Annotated in this window: 11 protein-coding genes; 6 read left to right on the top strand and 5 right to left on the bottom strand. The window is 45.5% G+C overall.

Translation table 11 applies throughout. The annotated features are described in order from the left end of the window. The first annotated feature begins 20 nt into the window (after positions 1-20). From FN124_RS01425 to FN124_RS01400, 6 genes are all read left to right on the top strand, one after another. The gene (locus tag FN124_RS01425) at positions 21-1163 is read left to right on the top strand and encodes a glycosyltransferase family 4 protein (protein WP_142683019.1); all 1143 of its coding nucleotides are present in this window, start codon (positions 21-23) and stop codon (positions 1161-1163) included. Further along, on the top strand, positions 1164-1730 hold the full coding sequence (locus FN124_RS01420; RefSeq protein WP_142683018.1) for an L-threonylcarbamoyladenylate synthase: 567 nt from the start codon (positions 1164-1166) through the stop codon (positions 1728-1730). It abuts the gene before it with no gap. 69 nt (positions 1731-1799) lie between these two features. Next, a complete protein-coding gene (locus FN124_RS01415) occupies positions 1800-3236 on the top strand; it encodes a CCA tRNA nucleotidyltransferase (RefSeq protein ID WP_142683017.1) in 1437 nt (478 codons plus the stop codon). A 100-nt stretch (positions 3237-3336) separates the two neighbouring features. Then, positions 3337-3915 carry an IS1096 element passenger TnpR family protein gene (locus FN124_RS01410; protein ID WP_142683016.1) on the top strand — a complete coding sequence of 193 codons (579 nt, stop codon included), beginning with the start codon at positions 3337-3339 and terminating at the stop codon, positions 3913-3915. Between the two features lie 124 nt (positions 3916-4039). Continuing rightward, complete coding sequence (gene miaA / locus FN124_RS01405; RefSeq protein WP_142683015.1) at positions 4040-4945, top strand: tRNA (adenosine(37)-N6)-dimethylallyltransferase MiaA; 906 nt, start codon at positions 4040-4042, stop codon at positions 4943-4945. A gap of 206 nt (positions 4946-5151) precedes the next feature. Beyond that, positions 5152-7515 (top strand): ABC transporter permease, encoded by a 2364-nt coding sequence (locus FN124_RS01400; RefSeq protein ID WP_142683014.1) that lies wholly within the window; start codon positions 5152-5154, stop codon positions 7513-7515. Between the two features lie 120 nt (positions 7516-7635). Here the strand turns inward: FN124_RS01400 and FN124_RS31115 are convergent, their stop codons facing one another. The 5 genes from FN124_RS31115 to FN124_RS01375 all read right to left on the bottom strand — a co-directional run bounded on the left by FN124_RS31115 (position 7636) and on the right by FN124_RS01375 (position 13875). Then, on the bottom strand, positions 7636-9195 hold the full coding sequence (locus FN124_RS31115; RefSeq protein ID WP_142683013.1) for a hypothetical protein: 1560 nt from the start codon (positions 9193-9195) through the stop codon (positions 7636-7638). A gap of 86 nt (positions 9196-9281) precedes the next feature. After that, entirely contained in the window at positions 9282-10274 is a 993-nt protein-coding gene (locus FN124_RS01390) for a hypothetical protein (RefSeq protein ID WP_142683012.1), read from the bottom strand. Positions 10275-10306: 32 nt separating this feature from the next. Continuing rightward, on the bottom strand, positions 10307-10831 hold the full coding sequence (locus tag FN124_RS01385) for a hypothetical protein (RefSeq protein WP_142683011.1): 525 nt from the start codon (positions 10829-10831) through the stop codon (positions 10307-10309). Between the two features lie 322 nt (positions 10832-11153). Next, a complete protein-coding gene (locus FN124_RS01380) occupies positions 11154-12707 on the bottom strand; it encodes an OmpP1/FadL family transporter (RefSeq protein WP_142683010.1) in 1554 nt (517 codons plus the stop codon). A 157-nt stretch (positions 12708-12864) separates the two neighbouring features. Then, entirely contained in the window at positions 12865-13875 is a 1011-nt protein-coding gene (locus FN124_RS01375) for a hypothetical protein (RefSeq protein ID WP_142683009.1), read from the bottom strand. Positions 13876-13877: the final 2 nt, after the last annotated feature.

Below are 13877 nucleotides of genomic sequence, written 5' to 3'. Positions count from 1 at the left end.
TTTGTGGAAGAAACTACTTTATGAAAATAGGATTCGATGCCAAACGCGCGTTCCAGAACGACACCGGTCTCGGGAATTATAGCCGTACCCTGATATCGTCTCTGGCAAAGGATTTCCCGGGAGATGAATATTACCTGTTTGCTCCTAAGCAAACCGGTATGTACGATCTTACCGCCCTGCCGGATGTGAAAGTAGTATTGCCCCAACAACCCCTGCACCGCTGGTTTAAGTCCGCCTGGCGCAGCCGTTTCGTGGTAAAAGACCTGTTACGTTACAACATCGGCATTTACCACGGCCTTAGTCATGAGCTGCCCTTCGGTATCCACAAAAGCGGTATCAGGTCGGTAGTTACCATGCACGATCTTATTTTTGAAAGATACCCCGAACAATATAATCCCATCGATGTAATTACATACCGGCGCAAAGCCCGCTATGCCTGCCGCGAGGCCGACAGGGTAGTGGCTATCAGCGAACAAACAAAACAGGACCTGATCACTTACTACCAAACGCCGGCCCATAAGATCGATGTGGTATATCAGAGCTGCGATCCCTCTTTCGCTGTTACGTATCCCGATGATGATATTGCCGAAATAGGGGCGAAGTACCGTTTACCTTCACAGTATTTCCTGTACGTGGGCTCATTAATTGAAAGGAAAAACCTGTTAGGCATTGTAACGGCCATGAATACACTAAAAGGTACGCTGGATGTACCTTTGGTGGTACTGGGCAATGGAGGCGCGTATAAAAAGAAAGTAAAGGCTTATCTGGAAGCAAACGGGCTTACACAACAGGTAGTGTTTCTCAACGAACAGGTACGTATTAAGAACAGTGAGCTGCCGCTCCTGTACCAGGGCGCCCTGGCGCTCATTTATCCTTCCTTTTTTGAAGGATTTGGCATCCCCATCCTGGAAGCTCTCTGGAGCCGTACACCGGTTATCACCTCTCAGGGCTCCTGCTTTGCGGAAACAGCCGGGGATGCCGCTTTGTATGTAGATCCGCAGGATCCTGTATCCATAGCGGATGCTATGAGGCAGGTCACCACAAACACTTCCCTGGTAAAACAAATGCAGGAAAAAGGATGGCAGCACGCACAGCGCTTTACCCCCGATAAATGCGCCGCTGCCATGATGAAAGTATATAAACAACTAAATAAGGAAATATAAATGTTTGAAGATGATATCAGCGCAGCCATGCCGGTGCTGCGGTCCGGCGGACTTATCCTTTATCCTACAGACACTATCTGGGGCATCGGCTGCGATGCCACCGATGAAGCAGCCGTACAGAAAATTTTTGCCCTCAAAAAAAGAAGCGAAAGCAAAAGCCTGGTAGTATTGCTGGCCGATGTGAAAGATCTGCTGCACTACGTGGCAAATCCACGCCCGGATATGGCCGATATCATCGCCGGCTTTACCCGCCCTACCACCGTTATTTATGAAGGTGCGCTCGGACTGGCGCCCAACGTGATCAGTGAAGACGGCAGCATCGCCATCCGCATCGTGAAAGACCCGTTCTGCCGCCACCTGATCAAAAGACTCCGCAAACCGCTGGTGTCCACTTCCGCCAATATCAGCGGACAGCCCTCCCCGGCCAGCTTCCACGATGTAGCCGCAGAGATCCGGAATGGCGTGGATTATGTGGTGAAATACCGGCAGGAAGAAGATACCGCAGCCATGGCCTCCCGGATCATCCGGATAAACAAAGACGGTTCAATCGTGATAATCCGGGATTAAAATTGTTTATTTATTACATTTGCGCCCTGGTTTCCAACAAAGAATAAAAATTAACAGGAATATTTAAATATGATCAGCAGCAAGCCGTTGGACATACCCTGCTCCCTGCAGGAAAGAAAAGTGCTCGAAAAGATAGCATTGGCCGCCCACGAACTGGGCGTTCCTGCCTATCTGATCGGGGGCTTTGTGCGGGATAAACTGCTCGGAAGAAAAACAAAAGATATGGACATTGTTTGCGTTGGCGATGGTATCGCCCTCGCACACAAAGTGGCTGAAAGATTAGGCGACAACCTTCCCGTTAATTTCTTCAAAACCTATGGCACCGCCCAGGTAAAGCTGAACGACCTGGAAATAGAATTCGTGGGCGCCCGCAAAGAAAGCTACCGCGAAGAATCCCGCAATCCCCAGGTATCCGCCGGAACCCTGCAGGACGACCAGAACCGCCGCGATTTTACCATCAACGCCATGGCTATCAGCCTGCGTGACAGGGATTATGGTTCCCTGCTCGATCCATTTGAGGGGCTGAATGACCTCGACAGGAAGATCATCCGCACACCCCTGGCGCCGGCCCAAACCTTCAGCGACGACCCGCTGCGCATGATGCGCGCTATCCGCTTCGCATCCCAGCTGCAGTTCACCATTGAAGAAACCGCCTTCACCGCTATACAGGAAAATGCAGAACGGATCAGGATCATTTCCCAGGAACGGATCTCCGATGAGTTCAATAAAATAATGCTCTCGCCCAAACCCTCCGTAGGATTGGATCTCTTGTATAAGTCCGGTCTGCTCAAAATTATTTTCCCCCAGATGATCGATATGGTGGGCGTGGAGATGTACGAGGGAAAAGGACATAAAGATAATTTTTATCATACCTTGCAGGTGGTAGACAATATATCTGTAAATACCAGGGACCTTTGGCTACGGTGGGCAGCACTGTTACACGATATCGGCAAACCCGCCACCAAAAAATTTGAGCCGGGTCACGGCTGGACTTTTCACGGCCACGACGCCGTAGGAGGTAAAATGGTACCCCGTATCTTCAGCCGGATGAAATTACCAATGAGTGAAAAAATGAAATTGGTAAGAAAATTGGTAGAACTTCACCTGCGTCCTATCAGTCTCACTAAAGAAAACATAACAGATTCGGCTATCCGCAGATTGCTCTTCGATGCCGGGGATGATATAGAAGGACTGATGATGCTGTGCGAAGCGGATATTACCTCAAAAAATAAAGCAAAGGTTAAACGCTACCTCGAAAATTTTGAACTGGTCCGCAAACGCTTGAAAGAAGTGGAAGAGAGCGACCGGATCCGCAACTGGCAACCTCCGGTAACCGGGGAAATTATTATGGAAACATTCGGGCTGAAACCAGGAAGAATTGTTGGCGACCTGAAAAGCGCCATCAGGGAAGCCATACTGGATGGAGAAATTCCCAATACTTACGAGGCCGCATACGCTTTTTTATTGGAAAAAGCCGGCGCATTGAATCTAAGCCCGGTTAAATAAAATCGGTAATTTTACATTACCATAATAAGATACACTAGCATTCAGGATCCACCGCTTAGCGGAGTGTTTAATCATTAAATAACTTATAACCTTTTTTGTCATGCCGGTTTTGAAATTCAGAGTTTACTGGGAAGAAGATGAAAGTGTCTACAGGGACATTGCCATTAAGCCGAATCAGACGTTTTTATTATTTCACCAGGCAATTTTGCAGTCATTCGAATTTGATTCAAAACACAAAGCCACCTTTTTCCGTAGCAATGATAACTGGCAGCGTGGCCGGGAAATCATCCTGGAAGCAGATAATCAACCCCGCAAAGCTGAACCTCTGCTGATGGCGGACACGGTGATTGCTGCTGCTGTGAAAGACCCTAATCAGAAATTTATCTATCTCTACGATTTCGCCAAAAACTGGTCGTTCCTCGTAGAGCTTATCGGCGTTTCCAAAGATGAAAACAGCAAAATAACCTACCCCGCCTGCGTACGCAAAGAAGGGCTTGCGCCCAGCCAGTATGGCACCAAAGGCCTGGTGGGCGATAAGCTCGTGGAAATGGAAGAAAAATACGACCTCAACAAAGAAGGAATGGACGCTGAAGGATTTGGTGAAGAGGGAGAAGAAAGCGATGCCATGGGCGGCGATGGGGGAGAAGAATTTGGAGGAGAAGAAGAAAATAACTTTTAAATAATAGTATCAGTCATTTTAGGGATCTGTTTATTTTTTGCAGAGATCATCCGTTTCACCCACTTTGCTGAAATGGCCTGTCTCCGGAAAATAAACAGGTCCCTAAATATTTACCGCCACTCATATGCAAAAAACGGTCATCATTATTGCAGGTCCTACTGCTTCAGGTAAAACGGCTTTATCTGTTCAATTGGCGCAGTTGTTTAACACTGCAGTGATATCCGCAGACTCCCGGCAATGCTACCGCGAAATGAGCATCGGTACGGCAAAGCCCTCCCCGGATGAATTGGCGGCAGTTCCCCATTACTTCATCGATTCACATAGCATCCGCGAAGAAGTGAATGCAGGCGTGTACGAGAAACTGGCGCTCGGTTACGCCCGCGAGATCTTTGAAAAGAACGATATCGCCATTATGTGCGGCGGCACCGGCCTTTATATCAGGGCCTTTGCAGAAGGTATCGACGATATGCCCCCTATTGCGCCCGGCATCCGTACCCGGTTAAATGAACAGTACGCATTAAACGGCCTTTCCTGGTTGCAGCAGCAACTGCAGGAACGTGATCCCGGCTTCTACGCCATCGCGGAAACCCAGAACCCCCAGCGCCTCATCCGCGCACTGGAAGTACTGGACGCCACCGGCCGCTCTATTACCACTTTCCGTAGCGCTACCCGTTCCCCCCGCGATTTCCGGATGATCAAAGTAGGTATCACCCTGCCTAAAGAATTGCTTCATCACAATATCCATCACCGCGTGGATGCGATGGTGCATGCAGGACTGGTGGAAGAGGTCCGCTCCGTAATACCATACCGCGAGCACAACGCCCTCCGTACCGTTGGCTACCAGGAAGTATTCAGTTTTCTCGATGGCTATATCTCCCTCGATCAGGCTATCGACGATGTGAAAACGCATACCCGCCAATACGCCAAACGGCAACTCACCTGGTTCAGGAAAGATCCCGCATTTCAATGGTTCGATCCCCGCGATCCGGCAGCCATCATCGCTTATGTGCAGCAACAGCTGGCATCCTGAGCCTGGTAAGCTCCGCGCAGGAGCGCGGTATTGCCGCAGCGCGCCGGTATTCATCTCCACAAAAAAATAATTACGGACAGCCACTGTACTGAAACCGGACATTTAGGATAAATATAAAATATGTAAATCTCTTGTATTTAAAAGCCTGGTAACATGGCATTTTCTTAGCTGCCCGGTGTTTGCACCGCTCACGAAACATTTTGCGTATGTTCAAAAATTACCTGAAAACCGCCTGGCGTCATCTGCTGAAGAATAAGCGTTTTACTATCCTCAATCTCATTGGCCTGTCTACCGGTCTCGCCTGTACGTTGCTGATCTGCCTATGGGTATACGATGAACTCCGCATCGATCACTTTCATAAAAATGACCACCGCCTTTTTCAGGTAATGGAAAACCAGCCACACGAAAAAGGCATCACCACCGCCAACGGAACACCGGCATTGCTGGCCGCCACATTGAAGGCAAACATGCCTGAAGTGGAAAATGCCACCGTAGCTACTCCACCTTCATGGTTCCCGAAAATTGCACTCACCGCAGGTAATAAGATCGCCAAGTCAACTACCATATTCGCGGGCCAGGAATACCTGCAGGTATTTTCGTATCCTTTGCTGCAAGGCAACAGGGAGCAGGTATTACAGGATAAAAACAGCATCGTGATTTCTTCTTCGCTTGCACGGACCTTATTCGGTTCTACCAACGTCATAGGGAAAACCATCACCTGGCAGTTAGACCAGTTCAAAAGGATCAGTACCGTATCCGGTGTGCTGGATGAACTGCCGGCAAACACGTCCACACAATTCAATTGCCTGCTGCCTTTCGACGCATTCCGGGACATCATGAACATTACAGCCCTGGATCCGCAAGGCCCGTTTAATACCTTCCTGGTAATGAAGGAAGGTACCAACATCTCCACATTCAATGCAAAGCTGAGCCGCTTCATGACCAGCCTCACCCAGGGAAGCGCCACGCAGCGCGATGTGTTCCTGCAGCGCTACAGTGATTTGTACCTGCATGGCAATTTTGAGAACGGTGTGGCGGCCGGTGGAAGGATCAGCTATGTGACACTCTTTTCGCTCATCGCACTTTTTATACTGATCATTGCCTGCATCAACTTTGTGAACCTCTCCACTGCGCAGGCTTCCGGCAGGATGAAGGAAATGGGTATCCGTAAAACAATAGGCGCCAACCGCCTGGCACTGGTAATACAATACCTCGGCGAGTCTATGCTGATGACCATGCTCTCCCTGGCGCTGGCATTGCTGCTGGTGGCGCTGTTGCTGCCGGAATTTAACCGTATCACAGGCAAGGCATTGTCCCTTTCGCTGAATGGAGAGATGACAGGTATCATCATTGCTGTGACGTTGCTCACCGGTATCCTGGCTGGCAGTTATCCGGCACTGTACCTTTCCTGTTTCAATCCATTGCCGGTGCTGAAAGGAAAAGTACCCGGATCACCCGGGCAGCTGCTGGCCCGCAAAGGGCTGGTGGTATTCCAGTTCACGCTTTCGGTGTTGTTTATGGTAGCAGTGATAACGGTATACCGGCAGATAGCTTATGTGCAGCATAAAAACCCGGGTTACGATAAAGACAACGTAGTATATTTTGATGTAGAAGGAAAAGTGCCGCAGCATATCCCTGAATTCCTGGCGGAGCTGAAAAGGATACCGGGCGTGGTGAACGCATCTGCCATGGTAGGAAACGTTTTAGGAGCGCCTTCCACAGGCTGCACCTGGAAGGGCAGGGGCGTTGTGGAAACAATTATGTGCCGCCCGTTCCTCGTGAATTACGATATGATAGAAACACTGGGCATAGAAATGGCCGCCGGCAGGTCTTTTTCCCGGGATTATGGTGCAGACGACTCCAGGATCATTTTTAATGAAGCGGCTGTAAAAGCTATGGGAATTAACAACCCCGTGGGCAAGGTGATTGAATTTAACGGCATGAAAACAGAAATAGCAGGGGTGGTAAAGAACTTTCATTTTCAATCTATGCACGAAACAATAGGCCCCTTGTTTTTCAGGCTGGATTCCCTGAATAGCACGGTAATGGTAAAAGTAAAAGCCGGGCAAACAACAACAGTGCTGGCCGCACTGGCTGCCTTCTATCAGCATTACAACCCCGGGTTTACATTCGATTATAAATTCCTCGACCAGGATTACCAGGCGCAATATACAGCAGAGAAAAGAGTAGCCGTTTTATCAGAATATTTTACCGCGCTCGCTATCCTGATCTCCTGTCTTGGCCTCTTTGGCCTGGCCGCTTTTACCGCAGAAAGCCGGCGTAAGGAGATCAGCATCCGTAAGGTGCTGGGCGCTACGGCCTCGCATGTGATGATGATGCTTTCCGGCGAGTTCCTGCGGTCGGTATTGATAGCGGTACTGATTGGTTTACCGCTGGCATGGTATTGCATGGACCGGTGGTTACATAGTTTTGCTTATCATATTGAGATGAATGCGGGAGTATTGCTGCTGGTGGGCGTTACTATCGCCGGGATTACCTTGTTTACAGTGAGCTTTCAGGCTGTAAGGGCAGCGCTGGAAAACCCGGTGAAGAACCTGAAGGCAGAGTAAAGTGGAGGTTGTTGGAATTTTTATTGAATTAGATCATATTTCAAATTATTTAATTTGTATAATATTCTTAATGTGTATAATGGATGTAATTATATGTAATATATTTAGTGTAAGTACTGGCTAAGATTTAAATTTTATTGTAACATTAAACAACCAGATGAGAAATAAGATAGAGAGAAGAAATTGCGAAATATATGGAACTATTAAATGGTAAAATGAAGGGGTGGAAAGTGAAACAGTTGTATTAAGAAAAGTGGGACTTAATACTCTTTTCACTTCAATTATGTCACCCGCTTTATTGACATTAAATAGAATTCCATCGTTAGACGACTTAAGCAAGGGAAGGTTATTCTCAATACAACGAAGTCTACAAATATTTTTGAATTGGATCCGACCTGTTTCAGCGCCACCGAAAAAACTTTCACTGGATAGCATTAGCATAGCACGGGTATTGTCACTCAAGTGGCTAGCTACGAAAATACTATTAATGGCCTCATAACAAATGCAAATAAAATAATCATAATTATTTATTTGAAAGATATCACTATTATTAGGATTTATGGAAAATTTGTAAGAACCAACATTTAAAAAAGACAGGTAATCGGGAATATATTCTTCAAGAGGAACATAAGATTTTTTTAATTTTATATTGATCATGTCTGACTTATCGATCATTAAGGCTGCATTATATTTACTATAAGCAGTATTGAAGCCCATTCTACTTTCTATATGTTGCCCTTCTGGATTAGGAACATTTAAGACTGTTCCGGTAATAATATTATCAGTGCGCCAGTTGTGAAGACTTTTTTTTAGAAAAGCGTATATATCGGTAGTGGGGAATCTGTTTAGCCATGTATCATTTGAAATCAGATCTTCGGGGAGAATTGTAATGTGAGAGGTAGTAACAGAATTTTGTTGTAACAATGTATCTATTATTCTGAGTTTATTGATGTCGCTAATGGGATCATCACCAGGAATGGCTGTGCCGACTAAAGTAAATTTCCTTTCAACGACATTATTTGTATCTGGTAGTTTTGAAATTATTCCGGAAGTCAATATTGGCAGGAATATTATGAAACAGCATTTACACAGATTTGTTATAGTACCACCTCGCTTAATAGTGATATAGATCGAATAATTACAAAGTAATATCCATGCTGACCCTCCCAAGACTCCCAAATAAGCATACCAGGAAACCCAATGTGGATTAGCTCCGAACACATTACCAATAGTTAGCCAGGTCCACGAAAAATCCCATATATGATGGAAATATTCAAATAAAATCCAAAGAATTAATAAAACAAGGGTTGAGCCATATTTAAGTTTTGCATACTTCACTGAAAAATGCCAACAAATTACCGGTATTAAAAAAAGTAATGAATTAATCAATAATGCTCCTAGACCTTTGTAAAGGCGAACTTCACACAACCAATATGTAACAATAACATTCCATGTTAAATTGAATGCATACAAACGGAGATAATATCCGACGTTTCTTTTTTCACTACATAATATTCCAAGATATGGGACGAAAGAGAAAAGTGAGAATAAGGGGTGGGTATACCAGGAGGCGTATGTCAATACGATGAAAAATAGCCAATGAGCAAAGAATAATTGATACTGCTTAAACTTTTTATATTGGTTATATAAAACAAAAAAAGAGGCATTTATTGAAATCATTATGTTCTACTGGATGTTTGTCTAATAGCTACAGGCTGCTTTTTATAAGCAGCCTGTAGAATTGATTTTTGTAATGTAGCGTGTACTTATGGACGCGGCCTAATTGTGTTAATAACCAACATCATTTCTGATGCTGTAGCTGCATATATAGCATACTTTTCGAGTCCACTTGGACTACTAACAAAGGAGTAGTTAGCACGGCCTATGGTTACTGATATTGTAGCTCTGCGGAATGCTTGTGGAAATACTTTTTTAATATCCTCAAACGATAATGTATAATGACCATTATCCGGTACACGAAGCGCATTGTATTGTTTCCGATCTGATACTGGAGCAGTGATAAGAGCTGTATCAAGAACTCCTTGTAAGGCATCGTCAAATTCAAGTATAATAACTACTCCCTTATCATTCATTGGGTCGGCATTCCAGTATAAATCATAACTACCTCTTTGCTCTTGTGTATAACAATCCATTGTATAGTAGGTATCATTTCTATATGGAGCCGTCCGCATCTGCCCGATTCCCAGGTCAAGTCTTTTGGGTATATACATTGATCCCGTACTGATACTCGGTGTGTTAATGGAGCTTGCCGCACTTCTTGATGTAGGGCTGTAAACAGGATCGACTGCTATTGTCTGAGTGGTGCCTTGCACAGAAATAAAACTATTAACATGATCTCTGGGTCCAGCTGCACTGGATGGAGCATAAGACTTAAAGCTGTAAAAGAATCCATTGTTTGGGTCAGGGTAAAAGAGGGCTTTACCAAAAGTGACATTTCCACCTGGAATAATATTATTATTAGCATCGTAGAATGCTCCCCCGAACTGAAGCCGATCAAATACAGTTCTTGCAGGAGTTGCAGGGGTGAGTGTCTGGTAGTGTTTTAAACCAAAAATACCATTCACCGGAGTTTCAATAAAGGAATAGAAAGCCATTATATCATTACCAGCAGTTATGTCTAATAATGCAGCCGCCTTTTTGGCGTCTATTTTATCTAGCTGATCACCTTTCTTCTGTTCTTTTTTACTGCATCCAAATAGCACTAACAGGATTGTTATATATAAATAGGGAGTTTTCATCTAAGAGTTAATTAAAGTGGTGATAATTACGTTTACCGGCATGTCGTATTTAATACATATTGAAGATAAGCTTCCTCAGCTGGCTGTCCTTTATGTAGAGTGGTGGTGTAACGAAAATATGGTCTGCCTTGCCTGCCAGCAGTACAAACGTTACAATCTTCGTAAAAATCGACTGTCAGTTTAGAGCTTACTTCTTTTGGAACTTTAATCATCAGAAAATCTCCTTTCTTTTTCCAGATTGTAGTATAGTCTGAAGGAGAGTAATTGTTTACAGGTGTATTGGGCTCAACAGTCACTTTACAAAAATAAGTAGTGTTAATACTTCCAGCTAAAGCAGGTGCCCCATCAACTTTTGTTGGATCGCCGGAATTTGTAGGAAGTAAACAGCTCCTTTCACTGTAATTGAAGAAAGCTAGTGTTAGTTTGCATGGCACAGGCGTTAATTGGGGCGGTGGTGGTGGATTCTTATTATTGTACTTGTCGCTGCCAACCTTGGCCATACTGGTTAGCAATACAGATAATACAAGGGCACTAAAAGTTGTGAGGGCTTTTTTCATATAGAATTTATTGTGAAGAATAAAATAATAGTGAAATCTGTGCTGGTATTGGGTTAAAATGGGTTGACTAATACAGCAGGAATCTCATGATACGCAAAACATGGTTTTCAAAATGGGTTCCGTAATATATACTCTGTCAAATTTTGGGAGTATAAAAAAACATGCAATATGTTGACGGGATAAAATTATATATAAACTTTGAAAGAGTAAAGCTTTCTTCTTACATATAGAAAATATCAGTGAATATCATCACAATAAAATATCCCGAAACCTTTGACAGTTCCGGGATATAAAAATTTTTAACAGGATAATTTTCTTGAAGTTAGAATTTAAACCCAACTGTAAGCAAAATATTGCTTCTTGTATAATCAAGCGTAGCGGCTGCAGGGCTCAGCGCAGCTTCATACACGGTATAAGGCTGATACCTGTCTTTACCCTGTGTATAGCTGTAAGTAGCATCTACATAAAGACCTTTGTTACGGAAGCCAATACCACCGCTGTAAACTTTGCGGGAAGCATTTACGCCTGCATTATACGCATCATCGCTGTATGGATTGCCATAGGAAGCAAAACCCGCTCTTACCGCGTATATCGCCATAAATTTAACCTCGGCGCCTACACGAATATTGGAAGTAGATTTATAAACAGCGCTGATGTTATCGTTCAGACTTTTTTCCCCGGCCCTGTCGTCTTTCATCCTGAATTTTCCGGAAGGAGTATTCACGAACTCATAGTCGGCAGTAATAAAGCCCTGTGTGCTCTGTGGTTCCTGCAGGTTACCAAAGAAGTAAGAGGCGCCGGCAGCTGCACGTAAAGGCGCAGTATAGTTATAATCATATTCAACTGGATAACCCTGTGTTTGATCAAACGAACTGGAGATTACTTCACCCGCTCCATCTTCTATATCTGAGTGAAGTTCTGAGCTGTAGCTGTCGTGAAGGGAATACCAGGTGGGAGTAACGAAAGTACCGCCCAGTCTGAAGTGGTCGCTCACTTTATAGAGGATACCAATTTTACCGCCAACACCAAGACCGGTACGTTTCAGGTCCTTGTAGTAATCGAAGTAACCAAAGTTGTTGCCTTTATCGCTGCTGGCATCATCTTCTGACCAGGAAAGCGATTCCTTATAATTAATGCTGGGCAGGTTCAGGCTGGCGCCGATATAGAGGCGATCGCCATAGTTACCGCCAATGGCAAAGGTATATTCGTTCATACCGCCTTCCGTTTTCAGGGTACCTCTTTGCTGTATGCCTTCAGTAAGCCCGCCTATTTGCCGGGACGGGGAGGCGAGGGTCATGGGTTGTTTGTTGCCGGTAGTGGGCTGGTAATCTGCCAGCAAACCGGTGCTGAACCCAAGATCAGCGCCAAGCGCCTGTGTAGCGGAGGTGCCATCAAAGATGTCATCTACAAAACGGTCGGAATAGGATGATTTTGTATTGTGGCCTGCAATGGTAATTTCGTTGTTGTAATTGGCGATGCGGTCCATACCCAGTGAAAAGGTAATATTGTTCCAGGTGCTGCTGCCGTTGTTTTTATTGGTAGCCATGATCAGTCCTATGGAGGGCAACTGGAAATTGCTGCGGTTACCTTTGTTGTCAAGCTGGGAATTACCCAGGTAGTTAGAGGTATTTTGAGAGATGCCTACGCCACCCGAAATATGGAATTCACCGGTTTTGAAGATGGCGATACCTGCCGGGTTAATATGAGCGGATGAATAATCTCCTCCGAGTCCAACGCCGGCGCCGCCTAATGCCTGTGTTCTGGCTGTACCGTGAGGCTGCATCGGGGAATAAAGCAATGCATCGTTGGAACTCTGGCCGAGGGCTGTCACAGATATAAACAAGCCACCTAAAAGAGGATAAAGTCTTTTAATCATAATCTGTATTCTTAAAATGAGATTTGCTGCAGGTTAATTAACGGTCGCTAACGTATGCTGCGATTAGTATAACGTGCTGAACTGGCAAAACGTGTGCGAGATAAAAAAATAAGCGTAGGTTTTTAGGCTACGCTTATCTAGTTAATGATTTTTATTATCAACGGCCTCCTCTGGATGGACGGCTATAGCCACCACCACCTCCGCCGCCGGAGTTACCACCACCTACACGGCCACTGCCTGAACTAGGTGTATAACTTGGAGCCGGGGTAGGAGCAGGTCTGCTGTATTCTGCTCTTTGCGGACGGGAATAGTTATTACCGCCGTTATTGTTGCTGTTCTGGTAAGTAGGTCTTGTAACAGGCCTTTCAGAACTGGACTGCTGGAATACACGGCGTGGTCTTTCATTGGTGGATGAACCGCCATTAGCAGGTTGGAAAGTACCGGTCCGGGAAGGACGGGTATAACCACCACCACCAGTACCGCCGCTGTTGGTATACTGAGTTCTGCGAACGCGTTCGTTGCCGCCTCTTACAGATCCGTAGGAGTTGGAAGGACGGGTCACATAGTGGCCGTAATATCCGCCACCACCGTAGTAACCGCCGTGGCCGTAATATCCGCCGCCATAATATGGATAGTAGTAAGAAGGCCAGTAGCTGCCTACATATGGGTAACCCCATCCGCCGTAGAAGCCGGTGCTCCATGGGCTATAGAAACCGCCCATTCCCCAGCCTAATCCCAGGCCGAAAGAAGGACCATAGAAACCACTGTATGGATAACCGTAACCCAGGCCAAGTCCCCAGCCACTGCCGTAGCCCAGTCCAAAGCCACTGCTCATGTACAGGTTGGAAGCTGCATTATAACCATCCCAGTAATCGCCGGAATAGTTGCTGCCACTGCCAAAACGGTTTAAACGACGCTGGTAATCACCCTGATCGTCGTCCTGGTAAGTTACATAGGTACCGCCATCATCCTGGGTGCCTTCTACATAGTTGGCATCATTTTCATCCTGACGGCTGTTGCCGTTGGAGCCATTGCTGGAGGCATAGGTACGCTGCTGCTGACGCGGAGAATAGTATACATCATCCGGAGTCTGAGCCGTTTTGTAGGTACTGGAACACGCTCCCAGTGCGAGCGATGCTGCCAGTCCAATGTATATTATAGGCTTCATTT

Source organism: Chitinophaga polysaccharea, assembly GCF_902150045.1.
In the GTDB taxonomy this organism is placed as follows: Bacteria; Bacteroidota; Bacteroidia; order Chitinophagales; family Chitinophagaceae; genus Chitinophaga; species Chitinophaga polysaccharea_A.
This window is presented reverse-complemented; position numbering and strand designations above follow the sequence as displayed.

Coding starts and splice junctions, on each gene's coding strand:
- FN124_RS01425 (WP_142683019.1), top strand. CDS start 21: ATGAAAATAGGATTCGATGCCAAACGCGCGTTCCAGAACGACACCGGT.
- FN124_RS01400 (WP_142683014.1), top strand. CDS start 5,152: ATGTTCAAAAATTACCTGAAAACCGCCTGGCGTCATCTGCTGAAGAAT.
- FN124_RS01380 (WP_142683010.1), bottom strand. CDS start 12,707: ATGATTAAAAGACTTTATCCTCTTTTAGGTGGCTTGTTTATATCTGTG.
- FN124_RS31115 (WP_142683013.1), bottom strand. CDS start 9,195: ATGATTTCAATAAATGCCTCTTTTTTTGTTTTATATAACCAATATAAA.
- FN124_RS01375 (WP_142683009.1), bottom strand. CDS start 13,875: ATGAAGCCTATAATATACATTGGACTGGCAGCATCGCTCGCACTGGGA.
- FN124_RS01385 (WP_142683011.1), bottom strand. CDS start 10,831: ATGAAAAAAGCCCTCACAACTTTTAGTGCCCTTGTATTATCTGTATTG.
- FN124_RS01390 (WP_142683012.1), bottom strand. CDS start 10,274: ATGAAAACTCCCTATTTATATATAACAATCCTGTTAGTGCTATTTGGA.
- miaA (WP_142683015.1), top strand. CDS start 4,040: ATGCAAAAAACGGTCATCATTATTGCAGGTCCTACTGCTTCAGGTAAA.
- FN124_RS01420 (WP_142683018.1), top strand. CDS start 1,164: ATGTTTGAAGATGATATCAGCGCAGCCATGCCGGTGCTGCGGTCCGGC.
- FN124_RS01410 (WP_142683016.1), top strand. CDS start 3,337: ATGCCGGTTTTGAAATTCAGAGTTTACTGGGAAGAAGATGAAAGTGTC.
- FN124_RS01415 (WP_142683017.1), top strand. CDS start 1,800: ATGATCAGCAGCAAGCCGTTGGACATACCCTGCTCCCTGCAGGAAAGA.